This window comes from Streptomyces sp. NPDC055287 (genome assembly GCF_053646035.1).
Genome location: NZ_JBSHNE010000012.1, coordinates 96,618 through 113,467, shown reverse-complemented (window position 1 = coordinate 113,467; position 16,850 = coordinate 96,618). Strand labels below are relative to the sequence as shown.

The following is a 16,850-nucleotide window of genomic DNA, read 5'->3' as shown; positions in this document are numbered from 1 at the left end:
CAGCAGGCGAAAACAACTCGCGGGAGTCCGGGCGTACCGGGCTGAGAGGGAGGCTGGGCGGCCTCCGACCGTACGAACCTGATCCGGGTCATGCCGGCGAAGGGAGGGGCTGGACGCCCATGTCACGTACATCAGACGTCCTCGTTGTCGGGGGCGGGATCATCGGCCTGGTCACGGCCTGGCGGGCCGCGCAGCGTGGGCTGCGCGTCGCTGTGGCCGATCCGGAGCCGGGCGGCGGGGCCGCGCGGGTCGCGGCCGGAATGCTCGCCGCCGTCACCGAGCTGCATTACGGCGAGCAGACGCTGCTCGGGCTCAATCTCGCGTCCGCGGAGCGCTACCCGGCGTTCGTCGCGGAGCTGGAGGCGGCGAGCGGGCAGGACACCGGCTACCGCGCCTGCGGCACGCTCGCCGTCGCGCTCGACACCGACGACCGGGCCCACCTGCGCGAACTCCACGCCCTCCAGCGCCGCTCCGGCCTGGAGTCTGAGTGGCTCACAGGGCGCGAATGCCGCCGCCTGGAGCCGATGCTCGCGCCCAGCGTGCGCGGGGGCCTGCGCGTGGACGGCGATCACCAGGTCGACCCGAGGCGGCTGGCCGCTGCCCTGCTGACGGCCTGCGAGCGGGCCGGGGTGGTCTTCCACCGCGGCTGGGCCGACCGGCTCTCAGTGGTACGGGAACGGGCCTCCGGCGCCGTACTGGCGGACGGGACCGAGCTCGCCGCCGGGCAGGTGGTGCTGGCGGCGGGCAGCCTCAGCGGCCGGCTCGCGGGCGTACCGCTGGACGTGCTGCCGCCGGTACGGCCGGTGAAGGGCCAGGTGCTGCGACTGGCCGTGCCCCGGGCGTACGCGCCCTTCCTGAGCCGGACGGTGCGCGCCGTGGTGCGCGGCAGCCACGTCTATCTGGTGCCACGCGAGAACGGCGAGCTGGTCGTCGGCGCGACGAGCGAAGAACTCGGCTGGGACACGACGGTCACGGCGGGCGGCGTGTACGAGCTGCTGCGCGACGCGCACGAGCTGGTGCCCGGGATCACCGAGCTGCCGCTGACGGAAACCCGCGCGGGCCTGCGCCCCGGCTCCCCCGACAACGCGCCGCTGCTGGGCCCGACCACGCTGCCCGGGCTGCACCTGGCCACCGGGCACTACCGCAACGGGGTGCTGCTCACGCCGGTCACAGGTGACGCGATGGCCGCCGTGCTGGACGGCGGGGAGCTGCCGGACGAGGCGCGTCCGTTCAGCCCGCTGCGTTTCGCGCCGGCGTCTCCGGCCTCCCCCTCTTCTGCCGTGTCCCCCCTCTCCGTACCGCAGGAGCAGCCCGTATGACCATCTCCGTGAACGGCGAGACCCGGGAGGTCGGCGCCGGTACGACGCTGGGCGCGCTCGTCGCGACCCTCACGCGGGCCCCTTCCGGGGTGGCCGCCGCCCTCAACGAAACCGTCGTACCGCGCGGGCAGTGGGATTCCACCGCGCTCGGCGACGGCGACCGTATCGAAGTCCTCACCGCAGTCCAGGGAGGCTGAACCATGGCCGACGACCTTCTGACCATCGGCGGCACGACGTTCTCCTCGCGTCTGATCATGGGAACGGGCGGGGCGCCGAGCCTCGACGTACTGGAACGTTCACTTGTCGCGTCCGGGACCGAACTGACCACCGTCGCGATGCGGCGGCTCGATCCGAGTGTCCAGGGATCGGTGCTTTCCGTTCTGGAGAAGCTCGGTATCCGTGTGCTGCCGAACACGGCGGGGTGTTTCACGGCGGGCGAGGCGGTGCTGACGGCGCGCCTGGCTCGGGAAGCGCTCGGTACGGACTGGGTGAAGCTGGAGGTCGTCGCAGACGAGCGGACGCTGCTGCCCGACCCCGTCGAGCTGCTGGACGCGGCGGAGACGCTGGTGGACGACGGCTTCACCGTGCTGCCGTACACGAACGACGACCCTGTGCTCGCGCGGAAGCTGGAGGACGTGGGGTGTGCGGCGATCATGCCGCTGGGCTCGCCCATCGGGTCCGGGCTCGGCATCCGCAACCCGCACAATTTCCAGCTGATCGTGGAGCACGCGCGCGTGCCGGTCGTTCTGGACGCGGGAGCGGGCACCGCTTCGGACGCGACGCTGGCGATGGAGCTGGGGTGCGCCGCGGTGATGCTGGCGTCGGCGGTGACGCGGGCGCAGGAGCCGGTGCTCATGGCCGAGGCGATGCGGCACGGGGTGGAGGCGGGGCGCCTCGCGTACCGGGCGGGGCGGATTCCGCGGCGCCACTTCGCGCAGGCTTCGTCGCCCGGGGCGGGGCGGGCGGCCCTGGACCCGGAACGCCCGGCGTTCTGACCGGCCCGGCCGCGCCGGCCGCTGCGCAGGGAGCTTTCCCGACCCCGCTCCTTCCCGCTGTGACACTTCGAGAAGTGGGGTCCGGGGCGAGCCCCGGCCACCCCGCCCCACGCGCCCGGCCCCACGTCACAGCTCCGCTGCAATACCGCCCCCGCCCGGCACGGGGCGGGAAGGGTGTCAGCGGCGGCTCGTAGACTCGCCCCGTGGATACGACCCTTCAGGACCCGCTCGTCGGGCACGTGCTCGACGGCCGCTACCGCATCGACGCGCGCGTCGCCGTCGGCGGCATGGCCACGGTCTACCGGGCCGTCGACACCCGCCTCGACCGGGTGCTCGCGCTCAAGGTGATGCACCCCACCCTCGCCGCCGACGCCTCCTTCGTGGACCGGTTCATCCGTGAGGCCAAGTCGGTCGCCCGCCTCGCGCACCCGAATGTGGTGGGCGTCTTCGACCAGGGAACGGACGGGGCGTACGTCTACCTCGCGATGGAGTACGTCGCCGGCTGCACCCTGCGCGACGTGCTCCGCGAGCGCGGCGCTCTCCAGCCCCGTGCCGCCCTCGACATCCTCGAGCCCGTACTGGCCGCGCTCGGCGCCGCCCACCGCGCCGGCTTCGTCCACCGGGACATGAAGCCGGAGAACGTCCTGATCGGGGACGACGGCCGCGTCAAGGTCGCCGACTTCGGTCTCGTGAGGGCCGTCGACACCGTCACCAGCACCACCGGCTCCGTCCTCGGCACCGTGTCGTACCTCGCGCCCGAGCAGATAGAGCACGGCACGGCCGACACCCGCGTGGACGTCTACGCCTGCGGTGTCGTGCTGTACGAGATGCTGACCGGCGCCAAGCCGCACACCGGCGGCACCCCCGCGCAGGTGCTCTACCAGCACCTCCACGAGGACGTGCCCGCCCCGTCCGCCGTCGTGCCCGGTCTCGCCGTCGGGCTGGACGAGCTGGTCGCGGGCGCCACCGCACGCAACCCGGAGATCCGGCCGTACGACGCCGTCGCTCTCCTCGCGCAGGCCAGGGAAGCGCGCGCCGCCCTGCGGGACGACCAGCTCGACGCCGTGCCGCCGCAGGCCCACGCGGAGGTGACGCACGACGGCGCCGAGGACCGTACGAGCGTCATCCCCCGGGTCATCGGGAGCAGCGCCGCCAGCAACGGCGACGGAGACGAACCGCTCAACCGCACCAGCCGCCTCCAGATGCCCACGTCGCAGCCCGCGGCTCCCCGGCGGGCCCGCGCGCCCAGACGCGGCGTGCTCGCGATCGTCGCCGCCGTCCTGCTCGTCCTCGGGGTCGGCGCCGGTGTCTGGTACATCAACTCCGGGCAGTTCACCCGCGTCCCCTCGCTCCTCGGCCAGACCGAGAAGGAGGCCACCGAGCGGCTCTCCGCCGCCGGTCTCGACGTGAAGAAGGTGCAGCGCAAGTACAGCGAGACGTACGACCGCGGCACCATCATGAACAGCGACCCGGCCTCCCGCGCTCGTGTCCGCGACAACGGGTCCGTCACGCTGGTCGTCTCGCGCGGCCCCGAGACGGTGAAGGTCCCGGACGTCGAGGGGCTGCCGCTGGCCAGGGCGAAGGACGAGCTCGAGAAGACCGGCCTCGCCCCCGGCATCGTCACCAGGACGTTCAGCGAGGACGTGGCGCAGGGCTCGGTCGTCCGTACGGACCCGCGCGCCGGCACCGAGCGGCACCCGGACTCCGCCGTCGCCATGGTCGTCAGCAAGGGCATCGCCGTGGAGGTGCCCGACGTGACCGGCGAGAGCGTGGACGACGCCACCTCCGAACTGGAGGAGGCCGGGTTCACCGTGAAGGTCGCACCCGCGCGGATCACCTCGCAGGAGGAGGCCGGAGCCGTCGCCCGGCAGTCCGCCAACGAAGACGAGCGGCTCGCCGAGGGCGACACCATCACGCTGACCGTCTCCAAGGGCCCGCGCATGATCCCCGTGCCGGACGTGGTGGGTGAGAACGTCGACGACGCGGAGAGCACTCTCCAGGACGCGGGCTTCGAGGTCGAGATCGACCGTCCCTTCCTCTCGTTCAGCGACGAGATCGCCGGCCAGTCGGTCGAGGAGGGCGAGAAGGCCCCGGAGGGCAGCACGATCACCATCAGGACCAAGGGCGGTCTCTAGACGGCCAGGGGGCCAGGCGGCCCGGGGCCCGGGGCCCGGGAGGCCCCCCGGGCCCTGGCATCCTTGACGGCGATGAGCAACGCACCTTTCCCCTCCCGCAACCCCGTCGGCGGCCACATCCCCGTGGCCGGCGGCCTCGCCACGAACGGTCTCGCGTACGCCCGTGAGATGGGCGCCGAGGCCGTCCAGGTCTTCGTCGCCAACCCGCGCGGCTGGGCGACACCCACCGGAAATCCGGCGCAGGACGAGCTGTTCCGCGCGGCCTGCGCCGCTGAACGGATACCGGCGTACGTCCACGCCCCGTACCTGATCAACTTCGGCTCCCACACCGAGGCGACCGTCGAGAAGTCCGTGGAGTCGCTGCGGCACTCGCTGCGCCGCGGCCGCGAGATCGGCGCGCTCGGCGTGGTGGTGCACACCGGCTCCGCGACCGGCGGGCGCCCGCGCTCCGAGGCGCTCGCGCAGGTACGCACCCACCTGCTGCCGCTCCTCGACGAGCTGACCCACGACGACGACCCGTTCCTGCTGCTCGAATCGACGGCGGGGCAGGGCTCCTCCCTCTGCTCGCGCACCTGGGACTTCGGCCCGTACTTCGAGGCGCTCGACGCGCACCCCAAGCTGGGCGTCTGCCTCGACACGTGCCACATCTACGCGGCCGGGCACGACCTCGCGGGGCCCGGCGGGATGAAGCAGACGCTGGACCTGCTGGTGGACACGGTCGGTGAGGGCCGGCTCAAGCTGATCCACGCCAATGACTCCAAGGAAGGCGTGGGCGCCCACAAGGACCGACACGAGAACATCGGCTCGGGCCACATCGGCGAGGAGCCGTTCCGGGAACTGTTCTCGCACCCGGCGACCGAAGGCGTACCGCTGACGATCGAGACACCCGGCGGCAAGGAGGGCCATGCGGCCGATGTGGCGCGGCTGAAGGAGCTGCGTGACTTCTGAGTACTCCTGAATATCATTGAGGAATACCCTGGGGGGGTATACGGTTGGGTCGGAAGGCAGGAACCGCTACCTGGCTCTGGGGGCTCACATGCAGCACGACGCACACGCGCACGGCACACCTGAGACGCACGACGCGCACCACGGCGGCTCCGAGGACCACCAGGACCACGGGGACCGCGCGACCCACGCCCACCATGGCACCCACGGCACGGGCAAGGTCAGCTGGTCCATGGCCGCCCAGGCCACGCTCCACTGCCTCACCGGCTGCGCCATCGGCGAGGTGCTCGGCATGATCATCGGCACCGCGCTGGGCTGGGGCAACATGCAGACGATGATCCTGGCGATCATCCTGGCGTTCTTCTTCGGTTACGCCCTCACCCTGCGCGGCATCCTCAAGGCCGGCGTCGGCTTCAAGACCGCCTTCCGGGTCGCCCTCGCCGCCGACACGCTCTCCATCGCCGTGATGGAGCTGATCGACAACGGCGTACTCGCCCTGTGGCCGGGCGCGATGGACGCGCATCTCACGGACGCGATGTTCTGGGGCGTGCTCGCCATCGCGCTCTTCGCCGCCTTCCTCATCACCACACCCGTCAACAAGTGGATGATCGGCCGCGGCAAGGGCCACGCGGTGGTCCACCAGTACCACCACTGAATCCGTCGGCGGGGACGGGACCCAACAGCCCCGGTGGAGACGGTCCCGGCCTACAGTTCGGGGCCGTCCCCCGGCTCCTCCTGGTACGAGTACCGCTGCTCGCGCCAGGGGTCGCCGACGTTGTGATAGCCGCGCTCCTCCCAGAAGCCCCGGCGGTCTGCGGTCATGTACTCGACACCCCGGACCCACTTGGGCCCTTTCCAGGCGTACAGATGCGGTACGACCAGGCGCAACGGGAAGCCGTGCTCGGCGGTGAGGAGCTCGCCCCCCTTGTGGGTGGCGAAGATGGTCCGCTCCGAAGTGAAGTCCGCGAGCCGCAGATTCGCGCTGAAGCCGTATTCGGCCCAGACCATGACGTGGGTGACGCTCGGCGCGGGGGGCGCGAGTTCGACGAGCGTACGAGCGAGTACGCCACCCCATTCGGCCCCAAGCATGCTGAATTTCGTGACGCAGTGCAGATCGGCCTCGACCGTGGAGAACGGGAGCGCCGAGAACTGCTCGTGGTTCCAGCAGCGTTTGTCACTGTCGGCTGTCGCGCCGAATATGCGGAACTCCCAGCGTTCCGGCTTGAATTTGGGTACAGGACCGTAGTGGGTGACGGGCCAGCCACGCTGCAGCCGCTGCCCCGGCGGAAGCTCGGGCTGCGCTGATTCGTGATGTTCCCGGCTTTCCGGCTGACCCATGACTCCATGGTGACAGACGGCGAAGGGTGGTCATGACCAGGTCTGACCCTATTCGGGGCAACTCCTAATAAGCCTGCACTTACTGGACGCTCCTCACCCGCGATGCGAGGATGCGCGAAACCTGCCCAGTACCACGCCTGGAAGGAGCCTCTGCGATGCAGGGCGACCCCGAGGTCATCGAATTCCTCAACGAGCAGCTGACCGCCGAGCTGACTGCCATCAATCAGTACTTCCTGCACGCCAAAATGCAGGACAACTTCGGCTGGACGAAGCTCGCGAAGTACACCCGGGCCGAGTCCTTCGACGAGATGAGGCACGCGGAGACACTGACCGACCGGATTCTCTTCCTGGACGGCCTGCCGAATTACCAGCGGCTCTTCCATGTGCGGGTGGGGCAGACCGTCACTGAGATGTTCCAGGCCGACCGGCAGATCGAGGTCGAGGCGATCGACCGCCTCAAGCGCGGCATCGAGGTCATGCGGGCCAAGGGAGACATCACCTCGGCGAACATCTTCGAGGACATCCTCAAGGACGAAGAGCACCACATCGACTATCTCGACACCCAGCTGGAGCTGGTCGACAAGCTCGGTGAGTCGCTCTACATCGCCCAGCTGATCGAGCAGCCGAGCAGCTGAGCGGCCGATCGAGGCGGTCGGCCGATCGAGGCGGTCAGGCGGCTTCGGGGAGGCGCGAATCGGCGAGGGACGTCTCGGCCAGAGCCGTCTCGCCCTGTTCGATCAGCGCGCGGCGCGGGCACGCGCCACGGCCGAGAAGTCCCTGGATGGTGCGCACGCAGGAGCCGCAGTCCGTCCCCGCCTTGCTGACCGACGCTATCTGGCGCGGTGTGCAGGCACCGGCGGCAGCGTGCTCCTTGATCTGCTGATCCGTTACGCCGAAGCAGGAACAGACGAACACGCGGCACACCTCCTGACACGGGCGAGGGGGACGACTAATCGGTAAGGTCAACCTAACCTTACCCGGCGCCCCGCGCACGTAAAAGCCCCTGATACGACTGTGGGGCGCGGATCACATTCGATCCGCGCCCCCCAGCCGTTCTGCTTCTACCGCCTACTGATCGCGGTACATCTCGGCGACCAGGAACGCCAGGTCCAGCGACTGGCTGCGGTTGAGCCGCGGATCGCAGGCCGTCTCGTAGCGCTGGTGCAGGTCGTCGACGAAGATCTCGTCGCCGCCGCCCACGCATTCCGTGACGTCGTCACCGGTCAGCTCGACGTGGATGCCGCCCGGGTGCGTGCCAAGCCCCTTGTGCACCTCGAAGAAGCCCTTGACCTCGTCGAGCACGTCGTCGAAGCGACGCGTCTTGTGGCCGGAGGCCGCCTCGTAGGTGTTGCCGTGCATCGGGTCGGTCACCCACGCCACGGCCGCACCGGAGGCCGTGACCTTCTCGACCAGCTCGGGGAGCTTGTCGCGGACCTTGTCGGCGCCCATGCGGACGACGAAGGTCAGCCGGCCGGGCTCGCGGTCCGGGTCGAGCTTGTCGACGTAGCTCAGCGCCTCGTCGACGGTGGTCGTCGGGCCGAGCTTCACGCCGATCGGGTTGCGGATCTGCGACGCGAACTCGATGTGCGCGCCGTCGAGCTGGCGGGTGCGCTCACCGATCCACAGCATGTGGCCCGATACGTCGTACAGGTGGCCCGTCCGCGAGTCGACCCTGGTCAGGGCGGACTCGTAGTCCATGAGCAGCGCCTCGTGGGAGGCGTAGAACTCGACGGTGCGGAACTCCGCGGGGTCGGTCCCCGCGGCCTTCATGAAGTTCAGCGCGTTGTCGATCTCGCGGGCCAGCTGCTCGTAACGCTGCCCGGAGGGCGACGACTTCACGAAGTCCTGGTTCCAGGCGTGCACCTGGCGCAGGTCCGCGTAACCGCCGGTGGTGAAGGCGCGTACGAGGTTCAGCGTCGAGGCGGACGCGTGGTACATCCGCTTCAGCCGCTCGGGGTCCGGGACCCGGGCCTTCTCGGTGAACTCGAAGCCGTTGACGGAGTCGCCGCGGTAGGTCGGCAGGGTCACGCCGTCGCGGGTCTCGGTGTTCTTGGAGCGCGGCTTGGAGTACTGGCCGGCGATCCGGCCCACCTTGACGACGGGCACGGAGGCGGCGTACGTCAGCACCGCGCCCATCTGGAGAAGGGTCTTGAGCTTGTTTCGGATGTGGTCGGCGGATACAGCGTCGAAGGCCTCGGCACAGTCGCCGCCCTGCAACAGGAACGCCTCGCCCTTGGCGACGGCTCCCAGTCGGGCGCGCAGCTGGTCGCACTCGCCCGCGAAGACGAGTGGCGGATACGACTCGAGGTCCGCGATCACATCGCGCAGAGCCTCGGCATCGGGGTACTCAGGCTGCTGCGCCGCGGGAAGGTCTCGCCAGGTGTTGCCACCGGTAGGGGTGGTCTTAGCGTTCACGGTCACCTTGACAACATTACGGGGTCAGCCCGCCTGTCCATCCTCCGGCCCACCAGATGAGACACGGGCCGCTCGCATGGCCGCCCGCTCACCGGCGCTCGGCGCCGCCAGTGCCAGTCTGCGGTGCGTACGGCGCAGCATGGCGCGAGCCATCAGGGGATGCACCCTGCGCACCACACTCCAGTAGAGCCGCCCGCGCGTGGTGTCGGCCCTCGCCACCGTGCTGAGCGTCACATGCCGTTCGTCGACCAGGATCGAGGCCCGCGCCCGCAGCCCGGCCGTGTCGACGTCCATCAGCAGCTCGCCGCCCTCGCGCGCCACGACGGGGAAGGCGTCCCGCAGGATTCCCGTCCAGCTGTCCGGGTCGCGTGGCATCCCGGGCAGCAGCGGCATCCGGTACGCGTCCTGGTAGCCGGGACGATCGATGGCGGTACGGATCAGCCGGGCGCTCTCCGGTATGCCGACCGCGGCCGCCCGGCCCCAGTTCAGCCGGTGCAGCAGCCGCACCCAGGGCGACCAGCGCACGGGCCGCTCCACGCCACCGGCCACCCCCCGCTCGATGTTGTCGAAGAGCTCCTCGACGACGGTGCCGTGGACCGCCTTCACCACGGTGTGCCACAGCAGGAGCGCGGTGCCCCGCAGGTCCTGCTCCAGTACGTGCCGCACGAGACAGCGGCCGGGCCCGAGCGGCTCCACCGTCAGCTCGTGGAAGCCGTTGTCGGGCGGCGCGAAGGCGAAGCGGACACGGCGGCCCGGTTCGTACGCCGACACGCTGTAGCGGACCGGGCCGTGACCGCCGGACGCGCCGACGGCGAGGGGGCGGTCGAAGCTCATGGCCTCCCAGGCCGGCGTGGGAAAGACGGGGTCGTCCTCGGCGGAAAGGCGGTCGAGCAGGGCGCCCACCTCTTCCGCGGGGGCCTGGACAGTGCGTTCGTGGACATTGCGGATCGCGCTCACGGCGAACCTCCATACGCTGGCGTATGGTCAACCATACGGTACCGTACGGTCATGGCACAACGGCAGGAGAAGAAGGACAGGAAGGCCCGGCTGAGCGCGCAGGACTGGGCGGACGCGGCGCTCACCGCGATCGCCGAGGGCGGCCTCGCGGCCGTCGCCGTCGAGCCGCTCGCCGCCCGGCTCGGCACCACCAAGGGCAGCTTCTACTGGCACTTCACCAACCGTGAGGCGCTCATCGAGGCCGCGCTCGCCCGCTGGGCCGAGACCGCCACCGAGGCGGCCATCACGGAGATCGACAGCGAGCCCGATCCCGCAGCCCGCATCCGCCGGCTCTTCACCGAGGCCACCACATCGGCCATCGACGACCCGCTGGAGGTCTCCCTGCTGGCCACCGCGTCGCACCCGCAGGTGGCCGCGGCGCTGCGGCGCGTGACCGAGCGCCGGGTCGACTACGTGGCCGGGCTCTTCGCCGACCTCGGCTTCCCCGAGCCGGAGGCACGCCGCCGCGGACTGCTCGCGTACAGCGTCTATCTGGGACACAGCCAGCTGGGACACGCCGCCCCTTCCGTGCTTCCCGAGGGCGACGAATTCGGCTCGTATCTCGCGTCGGCGCTCGACACGCTGATGCGTCGCTGAGACACGCATGACGCACGTGTCCGATTCCGCTAGGGTGCGGAGCATGTTCGCGCAGACGACTCAGACCTGGTGGTGGCCCGCTCATCCGGCGGCCCACTGACAATCGCGCGCAACACCGCATCGCGAAGGCCGCCCGAGGGGCGGCCTTTGGTGTTTCCCAGGGGCTGTTCCTCTCCACCCGGATCGACCGGATCCCCCCGGAAGGAACACGACCCCATGCTCATCGGCACACTCCTCGACGACACCCGCCCCTTCGCGCTGCTGCACAGGCGGACGCCCGGTCAGGACCACGACAGCGTCGAGCTGCTGATCGGTGACGTGCACGAGGCCGCGCGCCTGGCCGACATCCCGGCCGGCGACGGCGACATGCCCGTGCTCGCGCTCGTGCCGTTCCGGCAGATCAGAGAGCGCGGGTTCGACGTACGCGACGACGGGACGCCACTGAGTGTGCTGGTCGCCGGGGAGACGTACGCGCTCCCGCTCGACCAGGTCCTCGCGCAGCTGCCCGCCCACGACGTGCGCGTGGAGGGTGGGGCCTTCGACGTCGCGGACGAGGAGTACGCCGGGATTGTGCGGCGGGTCGTCGAGGACGAGATCGGGCGCGGCGAGGGCGCGAACTTCGTGATCCGCAGGACCTTCGAAGGCGCCATCGCGGGGTTCTCGCGGGCCGACGCGCTGGCGCTCTTCCGGCGGCTGCTCGCCGGTGAGCGCGGGGCGTACTGGACCTTCGTCGTGCACACCGGGGAGCGCACGCTGGTCGGCGCGAGCCCGGAGGTGCACGTCCGGATGAGCGGCGGGACGGTCGTCATGAACCCGATCAGCGGCACGTACCGCTACCCCTCGGACGGGCCGGACACCGAGAGCCTGCTGGACTTCCTCGACGACGGCAAGGAGACCGCCGAGCTGTCGATGGTCGTCGACGAAGAGCTCAAGATGATGTGCACCGTCGGCGACAGGGGCGGGGTCGTCGTCGGCCCCCGGCTCAAGGAGATGGCCCATCTCGCGCACACGGAGTACGAGTTGCGGGGCCGCTCCTCCCTCGACGTGCGCGAGGTACTGAAAGAGACGATGTTCGCGGCGACCGTCACCGGTTCGCCGGTGCAGAACGCCTGCCGTGTCATCGAGCGGTACGAGCCCGGTGGCCGGGGCTACTACGCGGGCGCGCTGGCCCTCATCGGCCGTGACGCGGGCGGCGCCCAGACCCTGGACTCGCCCATCCTCATCCGCACCGCCGACATCGCGGCCGACGGCCGGCTGCGGGTGCCCGTCGGCGCGACGCTGGTGCGCGACTCGGACCCGCACAGCGAGGTCGCCGAGACGCACGCCAAGGCGGCGGGGGTGCTGGCGGCGCTGGGCGTGCGCCCCGGCAGGCCGGCGCACGAGGGCGTACGGCCGAAGCTGGCGGACGACCCGCGCGTCCGGGAGGCGCTGGACTCACGGCGGGCGCACCTCGCGCCGTTCTGGCTGCGGATGCAGGAGCGGACGGCGGCCCTGACCGGACACGCGCTGGTGATCGACGCCGAGGACACCTTCACGGCGATGCTCGCCCACCTGCTGCGCTCGTCCGGGCTCGACGTGACCGTACGGCGGTACGACGAGCCGGGCCTGCGGGCGGCCGCGCTCGCGCACCGGGGTCCCGTGGTGCTCGGACCGGGGCCCGGCGACCCCTCCGACGCGGACGACCCGAAGATGCGCTTCCTGCGGGGGCTCACGGCGGAGCTGGTACGCGGCCACCGGTACGGGCTGCTCGGGGTCTGCCTGGGGCACGAGCTGCTGGCGGCCGAACTCGGGCTGGAGACCGTGCGCAAGCAGGTGCCGTACCAGGGGGCCCAGACCAGGATCGACCTCTTCGGGCGCCCCGAGACCGTCGGCTTCTACAACAGCTTCGTCGCGCGCTGCGGCGAGGACGAGGCGGCGGAGCTGGCCGCGCACGGCGTCGAGGTCAGCCGCGACCCGGCCACGGGCGAGGTGCACGCCCTGCGCGGGCCGGGCTTCGCGGGCGTGCAGTTCCACCCGGAGTCGGTCCTGACGTTGCGGGGCACCGCGATCACCGGCGAGCTGCTCGGTCAGCCGGTACCGGCGTCGGCGCCGGCCTCGTCCTGCGATTCGCCCTCCGCCGGGACGAGCACGTTCTCGCTGCGGCGGCCCGCCGTGTAGTCGAGGACGTTCCGGCGGGTCGCCTCGACGATCTGGCCGACCGCGTCCACGGTGTAGTAGGCCTGGTGCGAGGTGACCAGGACGTTCGGGAAGGTGACGAGCCGGGCCAGGGTGTCGTCGTCGATGCCCTCCAGGGACTTGTCGACGAAGAAGAGCCCGGCCTCCGCCTCGTACACGTCGAGCCCCACGCGGTGAAGCGGCCCTGGCGCAGTTCATGGACGAGAGCCGCGGTGTCGATGAGGCCACCGCGGCTCGAGTTCACCAGGACGCAGGCGGGGTTCTGCACCACGTCCCAGCCGAGCAGGTTCATGCCGAAGCCGTGGGCGATACGGGTGAACGCCTCGCCGATCTTGCCGGTCCCGAGGACACCGGCCGTACGGCCGCGCAGGTCACGGCCGAGGAGGCCGTCGAGGCGGAAGTCGAAGTCCCGGGTACGGCCCGCCGCGCGCACGATGCGGCGGTTGACGGCCATGGCGAGGGTCCAGGCGAATTCGGCGACGGAGTACGGCGAGTAGTACGAGACCCGGGCCACGGTCAGCCCGAGCTGCCGGGCGGCGTCGAGGTCGATGTTGTTGAAGCCGGTGGAGCGCTGGGCGATCATCTTCGTCCCGCCGGCCGCCAGGGCGCGCAGGACGCGCGGGCCGAGGTCCGCGTTCACGCCGGAGCTGACGACTTCGTAGCCGACGGCGATGGGAGCGGTGTCCTCGGTGAGGAAGACGTCCAGGCAGCGGATGTCGTGGTGGCCGGCGAAGGCGCTCTCGATCAGCGGCTTCTCGTCGGACTGCACGCCGAATGCCAGGATTTCCACGGCGTCTCCCGAGGTGGCGAAAGCGGGGCTGTGGGCCCTTCAGCGCGAAGATAGGGCCCACAGCCCCGCCCCGCTCAGCCGAAGAAGACGCCGACCTCGGCGTAGAGCTCCGGGTCGACGGTCTTCAGCCGCGCCGTCGCCTCCCCGATCGGCACCCGCACGATGTCCGTGCCCCGGAGCGCGACCATCTTGCCGAAGTCGCCGTCGCGCACGGCCTCTATGGCGTGCAGCCCGAAACGGGTCGCCAGCCACCGGTCGAAGGAGCTCGGCGTACCGCCGCGCTGCACGTGCCCGAGGACGGTGGTGCGCGCTTCCTTCCCCGTCCGTTTCTCGATCTCCTTGGCCAGCCACTCACCGACTCCGGAGAGCCGCACATGGCCGAACGAGTCGAGCGTCCCGTCCTTGAGGACCAGTTCGCCGTCCTGGGGCATGGCGCCCTCGGCGACGACGACGATCGGGGCGTACGACGCCTTGAAGCGGGAGGTGATCCAGCCGCAGACCCGCTCGATGTCGAAGCGCTGCTCGGGGATGAGGATGACGTTCGCGCCGCCGGCCAGGCCCGAGTGCAGGGCGATCCAGCCCGCGTGCCGGCCCATGACCTCGACGACCAGGACGCGCATGTGCGATTCGGCGGTGGTGTGGAGGCGGTCGATCGCCTCGGTCGCGATGCCGACGGCGGTGTTGAAGCCGAAGGTGTAGTCGGTGGCGGACAGGTCGTTGTCAATGGTCTTGGGTACGCCGACGCACTTGACGCCGTACTCGTCGGACAGGCGGGCGGCGACGCCGAGCGTGTCCTCGCCGCCTATCACGATGAGCGCGTCGATCTCGCACGTGGCGAGGTTCTCCTTGACCCGGCGGATGCCGTCGCCGGCCTGGAGCGGATTGGTGCGCGAGGAACCGAGGATGGTGCCGCCGCGGGGCAGGATGCCGCGTACGGCCGGAATGTCGAGCCGTACGGTGTCGCCGTCGAGCGGCCCGCGCCAGCCGTCCCGGAAGCCGGTGAAGTCGTAGCCGTACTCCTGCACGCCCTTGCGGACGACGGCGCGGATGACCGCGTTGAGCCCGGGGCAGTCGCCTCCCCCGGTCAGTACTCCGACCCGCATGAAATTGTCCCTTCGCCACATCCAGCTGTGCCGTGTGGCGGCCACGCTAGTGGTGAGCCAGGTCACAGCGACATGGGGCGTCGGGCAATTCCGGGGCGTGCTCCGGGTCGTACTAGGCGTCGTCGAGGCCGCGTTCGATGGCATAGCGGACGAGCTCCACGCGGTTGTGCAGCTGGAGCTTGCCGAGTGTGTTCTGCACGTGGTTCTGGACGGTTCGGTGCGAGATCACCAGGCGCTCGGCGATCTGCTTGTACGACAGGCCCTTCGCCACCAGCCGCAGCACCTCGGTCTCGCGATCCGTGAGCTGCGGTGCCTTCGGTTCGTTCGAGGAGGCGGCGGGCGGCGGGTCGGAGGCCAGCCGGCGGTACTCGCCGAGGACCAGGCCGGCCAGCCCCGGCGTGAAGACCGGGTCGCCGGCGGCCGTGCGGCGCACCGCGTCGATGAGCTCCTCGGGCCCTGCCGACTTCAGTAGATAGCCCGTCGCACCGGACTTCACCGCCTCCAGTACGTCGGCGTGCTCACCGCTCGCGGACAGCACCAGGACGCGCAGAGACGGGTCGGCGCCGACGAGCTCCTTGCAGACCTGGACGCCGGGCATGCCGGGGAGGTTGAGGTCGAGGACGAGGACCTGGGGGCCGACGGCCTGGGCCCGGCGCACCGCCTGCGGCCCGTCGCCCGCGGTGGCCACCACGTCGAAGCCGGCGGCGTCCAGGTCGCGCGCGACCGCGTCCCGCCACATCGGGTGGTCGTCGACCACCATCACCCTGATCGTCTGCTGCTCGTCGCTCATCTCGCCTGTCCTGCCTTCCCCCGTGGAACCTTCAGTTCGACTTCAGTGCCCTGCCCCGGAACCGAGATCAGCTCGGCGGTGCCGCCGATGTCCCGCAACCGCCCGCGGATCGAGAGGGCGACGCCCAGGCGCCCCTCCCCCTCGGCCTGCGCGAGCCTGCCCTCCGGAATGCCGGGACCGTCGTCCCGTACCGTCACGATCACTTCTTCCGGCCAGTCCTCGATCAGGATCCAGGCCTGGGCGTCCTCACCCGCGTGCCTGCGCACATTGTCCAGGGCGGCACTGACAGCCGCCGCCAGCTCCATGGCCGCCGCCGGTTCCAGCAGGACCGGGGCGCCGGGTTCGGCGAAGCTGACCATCGAGCAGGCGTGCGGGGCGAGCAGGGAACGCAGGTCGCAGGCTCGCGCGGCGGGCCCGGAGGCGCGCTCGTCGTCGTCCTCGTCCACCTCGACCGCACGGACGACCGCGCCCAGCGCCGCGTCCTCCGAGGCGCGCGTCGCCGGTACGAGGCCGCTGGAGACCAGGGTGCGCAGGGCGACTTCCTGCTCGCCGGCCATCCGGCCCAGTTCGGCCGCCTCGCCGCCGAGCGAGGTGCCGCGCCGCTGCACCATGGCGAGCACCTGGAGCACGCTGTCGTGGATGTCGCGGGCGAGGCGCTCGCGCTCGCGGGTCGCGGCCTCGATCTCCAGGGCGCGGGCGAGGGTGCGCTCGGAGGCGCGGGCGACCTCGACGACGTAACCGATCGCAATGGAGGCGACCCACACCAGCAGGACGTTGTGGAACATGTCCCGGCTGGGCTCGCCGCGCTCGACGATGTTGGCGGCGGCAACGAAGGACGAGGCGAAGGCCGCCCAGCGCCAGCCGCCCTTGATGGCGAACGCCAGCACCGAACCCGCGGTCCATATCGTCGGCAGCGTGGAGCCGTCGATCTGCTGCGCCTGGGCATCGGCGAGCGGGGTGAGCAGGATGCCGGTGAGGGCGATGGTGAGGTCGGCGACGAGGAAGCGCCTGGTGCAGTTCGCCGCGTTCGCCACCTTGGGGAGCGTGGCGAGGGTCCACACGGACATCACCGCGAGGAAGGCGACGGCCACCCACGGACGCTCGAACTTCTCGCGTGTGAACACGGAGAGGAGCACCGCGTACCCCATCGTCATGACGCGGTAGCCGGTCAGCGCACGCCACAGCGGCTGCTCGACCGACATGCGTACGACACGCTCGCGCTGAGCCCTGGCCATCATCCCCACCCCTGGAC

The 16,850-nt window shown here is 70.9% G+C and carries 18 protein-coding genes and 1 riboswitch; of the genes, 10 read left to right on the top strand and 8 right to left on the bottom strand.

Annotated elements, in window-relative coordinates:
• The first annotated feature begins 9 nt into the window (after positions 1-9).
• Positions 10-123: riboswitch (TPP riboswitch) on the top strand.
• The 6 genes from thiO to ACWIHY_RS20605 all read left to right on the top strand — a co-directional run bounded on the left by thiO (position 120) and on the right by ACWIHY_RS20605 (position 6,049).
• Positions 120-1,319, top strand: a complete 1,200-nt coding sequence (gene thiO, locus ACWIHY_RS20630; RefSeq protein ID WP_454377099.1) for a glycine oxidase ThiO — start codon at positions 120-122, stop codon at positions 1,317-1,319. Its footprint overlaps the riboswitch before it by 4 nt.
• Complete coding sequence (gene thiS, locus ACWIHY_RS20625; RefSeq protein WP_454377098.1) at positions 1,316-1,516, top strand: sulfur carrier protein ThiS; 201 nt, start codon at positions 1,316-1,318, stop codon at positions 1,514-1,516. The genes thiO and thiS overlap by 4 nt, the downstream gene beginning before the upstream one ends.
• 3 nt (positions 1,517-1,519) lie before the next feature.
• Positions 1,520-2,314: a thiazole synthase gene (locus tag ACWIHY_RS20620; RefSeq protein WP_454377097.1), complete on the top strand. Its 795-nt coding sequence runs from the start codon at positions 1,520-1,522 to the stop codon at positions 2,312-2,314.
• Positions 2,315-2,517: 203 nt separating this feature from the next.
• Positions 2,518-4,449 (top strand): Stk1 family PASTA domain-containing Ser/Thr kinase, encoded by a 1,932-nt coding sequence (pknB, locus tag ACWIHY_RS20615; RefSeq protein ID WP_454377096.1) that lies wholly within the window; start codon positions 2,518-2,520, stop codon positions 4,447-4,449.
• 72 nt (positions 4,450-4,521) lie between these two features.
• On the top strand, positions 4,522-5,397 hold the full coding sequence (locus ACWIHY_RS20610; RefSeq protein WP_454377095.1) for a deoxyribonuclease IV: 876 nt from the start codon (positions 4,522-4,524) through the stop codon (positions 5,395-5,397).
• Positions 5,398-5,485: 88 nt separating this feature from the next.
• Positions 5,486-6,049 carry a DUF4396 domain-containing protein gene (locus ACWIHY_RS20605; protein ID WP_454377094.1) on the top strand — a complete coding sequence of 188 codons (564 nt, stop codon included), beginning with the start codon at positions 5,486-5,488 and terminating at the stop codon, positions 6,047-6,049.
• Positions 6,050-6,099: 50 nt separating this feature from the next.
• Here the strand turns inward: ACWIHY_RS20605 and ACWIHY_RS20600 are convergent, their stop codons facing one another.
• A complete protein-coding gene (locus ACWIHY_RS20600) occupies positions 6,100-6,732 on the bottom strand; it encodes a sulfite oxidase-like oxidoreductase (protein WP_454377093.1) in 633 nt (210 codons plus the stop codon).
• Positions 6,733-6,887: 155 nt separating this feature from the next.
• On the opposite strand from ACWIHY_RS20600, the gene bfr reads away from it, so the two are divergent.
• Positions 6,888-7,367, top strand: a complete 480-nt coding sequence (gene bfr / locus ACWIHY_RS20595) for a bacterioferritin (protein WP_454377092.1) — start codon at positions 6,888-6,890, stop codon at positions 7,365-7,367.
• Between the two features lie 34 nt (positions 7,368-7,401).
• On the opposite strand, the gene ACWIHY_RS20590 is transcribed toward bfr, so the two are convergent.
• The 3 genes from ACWIHY_RS20590 to ACWIHY_RS20580 form a co-directional block, all read right to left on the bottom strand.
• Positions 7,402-7,656: a (2Fe-2S)-binding protein gene (locus tag ACWIHY_RS20590; RefSeq protein WP_454377091.1), complete on the bottom strand. Its 255-nt coding sequence runs from the start codon at positions 7,654-7,656 to the stop codon at positions 7,402-7,404.
• Positions 7,657-7,800: 144 nt separating this feature from the next.
• Complete coding sequence (locus ACWIHY_RS20585) at positions 7,801-9,153, bottom strand: class II 3-deoxy-7-phosphoheptulonate synthase (protein ID WP_454377090.1); 1,353 nt, start codon at positions 9,151-9,153, stop codon at positions 7,801-7,803.
• Positions 9,154-9,171: 18 nt separating this feature from the next.
• Positions 9,172-10,104, bottom strand: coding sequence for a DUF2867 domain-containing protein (locus ACWIHY_RS20580; RefSeq protein WP_454377089.1), 933 nt, complete (start codon positions 10,102-10,104; stop codon positions 9,172-9,174).
• Positions 10,105-10,155: 51 nt separating this feature from the next.
• On the opposite strand from ACWIHY_RS20580, the gene ACWIHY_RS20575 reads away from it, so the two are divergent.
• The 3 genes from ACWIHY_RS20575 to ACWIHY_RS20565 all read left to right on the top strand — a co-directional run bounded on the left by ACWIHY_RS20575 (position 10,156) and on the right by ACWIHY_RS20565 (position 12,897).
• Entirely contained in the window at positions 10,156-10,740 is a 585-nt protein-coding gene (locus ACWIHY_RS20575; RefSeq protein ID WP_454377088.1) for a TetR/AcrR family transcriptional regulator, read from the top strand.
• Between the two features lie 7 nt (positions 10,741-10,747).
• A complete protein-coding gene (locus ACWIHY_RS20570; RefSeq protein ID WP_454377087.1) occupies positions 10,748-10,840 on the top strand; it encodes a trp operon leader peptide in 93 nt (30 codons plus the stop codon).
• Between the two features lie 116 nt (positions 10,841-10,956).
• Positions 10,957-12,897: an anthranilate synthase family protein gene (locus ACWIHY_RS20565; RefSeq protein ID WP_454377086.1), complete on the top strand. Its 1,941-nt coding sequence runs from the start codon at positions 10,957-10,959 to the stop codon at positions 12,895-12,897.
• On the opposite strand, the gene ACWIHY_RS20560 is transcribed toward ACWIHY_RS20565, so the two are convergent.
• The 4 genes from ACWIHY_RS20560 to macS all read right to left on the bottom strand — a co-directional run bounded on the left by ACWIHY_RS20560 (position 12,788) and on the right by macS (position 16,836).
• The gene (locus ACWIHY_RS20560) at positions 12,788-13,684 is read right to left on the bottom strand and encodes an NAD(P)-dependent oxidoreductase (protein WP_454377210.1); all 897 of its coding nucleotides are present in this window, start codon (positions 13,682-13,684) and stop codon (positions 12,788-12,790) included. The genes ACWIHY_RS20565 and ACWIHY_RS20560 overlap by 110 nt on opposite strands.
• Positions 13,685-13,779: 95 nt before the next feature.
• Positions 13,780-14,808 (bottom strand): 6-phosphofructokinase, encoded by a 1,029-nt coding sequence (locus ACWIHY_RS20555; protein WP_454377085.1) that lies wholly within the window; start codon positions 14,806-14,808, stop codon positions 13,780-13,782.
• A 112-nt stretch (positions 14,809-14,920) separates the two neighbouring features.
• Positions 14,921-15,598 (bottom strand): response regulator, encoded by a 678-nt coding sequence (locus tag ACWIHY_RS20550; RefSeq protein ID WP_454377084.1) that lies wholly within the window; start codon positions 15,596-15,598, stop codon positions 14,921-14,923.
• Positions 15,595-16,836, bottom strand: a complete 1,242-nt coding sequence (macS, locus tag ACWIHY_RS20545) for a MacS family sensor histidine kinase (protein WP_454377083.1) — start codon at positions 16,834-16,836, stop codon at positions 15,595-15,597. Before macS ends, ACWIHY_RS20550 begins: the two co-directional genes overlap by 4 nt.
• Positions 16,837-16,850 lie beyond the last annotated feature (14 nt).

What these genes read in the sequence shown, in the direction of transcription:
- thiS (WP_454377098.1), top strand. Translation starts at nt 1,316, where the DNA reads ATGACCATCTCCGTGAACGGCGAGACCCGGGAGGTCGGCGCCGGTACG.
- macS (WP_454377083.1), bottom strand. Translation starts at nt 16,836, where the DNA reads ATGATGGCCAGGGCTCAGCGCGAGCGTGTCGTACGCATGTCGGTCGAG.
- ACWIHY_RS20575 (WP_454377088.1), top strand. Translation starts at nt 10,156, where the DNA reads ATGGCACAACGGCAGGAGAAGAAGGACAGGAAGGCCCGGCTGAGCGCG.
- ACWIHY_RS20555 (WP_454377085.1), bottom strand. Translation starts at nt 14,808, where the DNA reads ATGCGGGTCGGAGTACTGACCGGGGGAGGCGACTGCCCCGGGCTCAAC.
- ACWIHY_RS20620 (WP_454377097.1), top strand. Translation starts at nt 1,520, where the DNA reads ATGGCCGACGACCTTCTGACCATCGGCGGCACGACGTTCTCCTCGCGT.
- ACWIHY_RS20605 (WP_454377094.1), top strand. Translation starts at nt 5,486, where the DNA reads ATGCAGCACGACGCACACGCGCACGGCACACCTGAGACGCACGACGCG.
- ACWIHY_RS20610 (WP_454377095.1), top strand. Translation starts at nt 4,522, where the DNA reads ATGAGCAACGCACCTTTCCCCTCCCGCAACCCCGTCGGCGGCCACATC.
- ACWIHY_RS20550 (WP_454377084.1), bottom strand. Translation starts at nt 15,598, where the DNA reads ATGAGCGACGAGCAGCAGACGATCAGGGTGATGGTGGTCGACGACCAC.
- ACWIHY_RS20565 (WP_454377086.1), top strand. Translation starts at nt 10,957, where the DNA reads ATGCTCATCGGCACACTCCTCGACGACACCCGCCCCTTCGCGCTGCTG.
- ACWIHY_RS20600 (WP_454377093.1), bottom strand. Translation starts at nt 6,732, where the DNA reads ATGGGTCAGCCGGAAAGCCGGGAACATCACGAATCAGCGCAGCCCGAG.
- ACWIHY_RS20570 (WP_454377087.1), top strand. Translation starts at nt 10,748, where the DNA reads ATGACGCACGTGTCCGATTCCGCTAGGGTGCGGAGCATGTTCGCGCAG.
- bfr (WP_454377092.1), top strand. Translation starts at nt 6,888, where the DNA reads ATGCAGGGCGACCCCGAGGTCATCGAATTCCTCAACGAGCAGCTGACC.
- thiO (WP_454377099.1), top strand. Translation starts at nt 120, where the DNA reads ATGTCACGTACATCAGACGTCCTCGTTGTCGGGGGCGGGATCATCGGC.